The sequence below is a fragment of the Spirillospora sp. NPDC049652 genome (assembly GCF_040675125.1).
Taxonomy (GTDB): domain Bacteria; phylum Actinomycetota; class Actinomycetes; order Streptosporangiales; family Streptosporangiaceae; genus Spirillospora.
The window spans coordinates 1-2,832 of record NZ_JBFAOF010000919.1 but is presented as its reverse complement, the minus strand read 5'-3'; the positions used below and the strand labels follow the sequence as shown (position 1 = coordinate 2,832).

At 77.5% G+C, this 2,832-nt stretch carries 2 protein-coding genes; both read right to left on the bottom strand.

All coding sequences use genetic code 11. The features are described 5' to 3' along the window. Positions 1-170: 170 nt before the first annotated feature. The gene (locus tag AB0J52_RS34850) at positions 171-1,703 is read right to left on the bottom strand and encodes an AMP-binding protein (RefSeq protein ID WP_500187161.1); all 1,533 of its coding nucleotides are present in this window, start codon (positions 1,701-1,703) and stop codon (positions 171-173) included. 111 nt (positions 1,704-1,814) lie between these two features. Continuing rightward, the coding region (locus AB0J52_RS34845) for a LuxR C-terminal-related transcriptional regulator (RefSeq protein WP_500187160.1) at positions 1,815-2,832 on the bottom strand (1,018 nt) is incomplete at its 5' end.

Below are 2,832 nucleotides of genomic sequence, written 5' to 3'. Positions count from 1 at the left end.
GCGGCCGCCGAACCGGGCCGCGTGCTCGCGGGCGGACGACAGGACCGCCCTGGTCACGGTGGGCTCGGCCAGCGTCCCGGGACCAGCTTCTGCGTCAGGCATGGGGTGAACGTACGGACCCGGGCCGGGCGGCCACATCCGCAGAACTGTGTAGGTGGGTGTGTAGCTCATCAGGACAGCCCCGCACGCTGCAGCAACGCCCGGCGGCGGACCCGTCCGGACGGGGACCGCGGGATCAGGTCGACGACGTGCAGGGCGACCACCCTCCGGTAGGACGGCACGTGGCCGTTGACGTAGGCGAGCAGTTCGTCGCGGGCGACCGGGCGCGTCGCGACGATGAACGCGTGCGGCGCGAGCCCGACCTCCAGGTCGGGGACGGGCACGATGACGGCGTCGGCGACGGCGGGGTGCGCGGCGAGGACGGCGTCGGGCTCGGCGGGCGGCTCGGGGCGGGCGGCGCCGAGCCGGCCGAGGATGTAGACGCGGCCGTGCTCGTCGGCGAACGCCTGGTCGCCGGTGGTGAGCCAGCGCACCGGGACCGCGGCCGCCGAGGTCATCGGCAGCCGCAGGCACAGTTCGCCCGGTTGGTAGGCGGGCTGGTCGGTGCCGGTGGCCGGGTCGACGACCCGCCAGGCGACGCCGAGCAGGCCGAGGCCGACCGAGTCGAGCGTGCCCTCCTCCACCCCGCGCGGGTTGAGGTGGGTGATCCCGGCGGCCTCGGCCGTCCCGTACGCCTGGCGGACGGGGCAGCCGAGCCGGTTGGCGCAGGCGCGCGCGGCCTCGGCGGACAGCGGCCCGCCGGTGCTGACGACGGCGCGCAGCGAGCGCAGGTTGTAGCGCGGGACGGACCGGTCGTAGGCGAGCACCTCGACCAGCCGGGGCGGTGCGAGCAGGACGGTGACGCGGTGGTCCTGGATCGCGCGGAGCAGTTCGTGGCGGCCGGCGCCGGCGAGCGTGACGATCGTCGCGCCGAGCCGCAGCCCGGGGTTGAGCAGGCCGTTCAGCGCGATGGGGTCGGCGAGCGGCAGCGCCGACAGGGCGACGTCGGACGGTCCGACCAGCCCGGCGTCGGCGACGCGGGTGAGTCCGGCGACGACCTCGGCGTGGGTGAGCCGGACGGCGCGGGGCGGGACGCCGTCGCCGCGGGTGCAGGCGATGAGCGCGGCGTCGCGGGCCGGGTCGACGGGGACGTCCGGTGCGGCGGCGCCGGTGCGCAGGGCGGAGACGGACTCGACGTCGGGTTCGTCGCCGAAGCAGAACATCCGGCGGACGGGCCGTTCGCGGACGGCGGCCTTGGCGATGTCGAGCAGCACCGGCCAGGTGATGAGGACGCCGGCGTCCGCCTTGGCGAGCAGGTCGGCGAGTTCGGCGGCCGGGGTGGTGGGCCGCACCGGCATGGGGGTCGCGCCGGCGGCCGTGACGGCGTGCAGCGCGACGACGAACTCGGGGCTGTCGGGCAGGTGGAGGGCGACGACGGTGCCGGGGCCGACGCCCTCGCGGGCCAGTCCGGCCGCGAGGGACCCGACGGCGGCGGCCAGTTCGGCGTGGGTCATCAACCGGTCGCCCAGCGCGTCCACGACGGCGAGGCGGCCGCCGGTGCGCAGCTCGGTCACCGGGTCCTCCGCGGGTGTCACGCCGAACACCGCACGGGACACCGTGACCGCCGGGTGCCCGGCGGCCGCGTCCACACGCATGCAGATCATGGGGCCGACGCTACGGTCGGCGACCCCGGCCGCACATGCGCACAAGTGTGCACGTACGTATGTAACCCAGCGGAGCCGCGGCGGGGGTGCGCGGGCGCGGCGGGCGCGGGGTCAGCGGAGCTGCGGCTGGTCGGCGAGCTGGTGGTCCACGGCCCAGACGGCGATCTGGGCGCGGGAGTTGAAGCCGAGCTTGGTGAGGATGTTGGCGACGTGCCGGGCGGCCGTGGCGGGGCTGATGACCAGTTCCCGCGCGATCCCCTTGTTGCTGAGGCCGCGCGCGATGAGCTGCGCGATCTCCCGTTCGCGGGCGGTCAGCGTGCTGGGCGGGGTCACCGGCGCGGACGGCGCGCCGGGCGGACCGGCCGCCGCGCTCACCGGCTCGCGGAGGCTCCCTAGGGGCGGCCCGGTCTCCGCTGGGCTCGGGTGCTCCAGGCCGGAGACGTCCAGGGACACGGTGCGCGCGGACGGACGGGACGTTCCGGCGCCGGGGGCGGTCTCACCGGCGTGCGGGGCCGACGGCCCGGTTCCGGTTCCGGCGGCGTCGTCCTTCAGGTCCGCGTGGCCGTCAGGGCCGAGGGCCAGGTCGATCGCCTCGTCCGGGCCGAGGGCGCTGCCCTCGCCGAACCACTGCGCGACGACCGGTTCGCCCATGGCCCGCCGGATGGGCTCCAGCATGCGTTCGACGCGCGCGCCGTGCCCGGGCGTCCGGGTCACGGGCGAGCCGGACGTCCCGGGCGGGTGGGCGGGGCCGTCCGGATGCGGGGTGTGGCGGTGCGCGGCGGCCTCGCGCAGCCCGGCGGCGGCGCCCGCGACCAGCACGGCGCCGCGCTGGTCGCCCTCGCGCGCGAGCAGCTCGGCGAACGCCTCCAGGCCGCGCGCGATCTCGGGCCGGACGCCGGAGGCTCGGCTCAGCACCAGCGACTGGGCGAGGGAGCGGCGCGCGGCGGGCAGGTCCCCGGCGGCGAGCGCGACGCGGCCGAGCCCGGCGAGGGCGCGCGCCAGCTCGGGACGCGCCTCGATCTCGACCAGCGGCGGCAGCGCCTCGGTGAACAGGGCCCGCGCGCCCGCCACGTCCCCGCGCAGCTCGGCGATGCGGCCGAGGCCGATCAGGGCGTGCGCGGCTACCCAC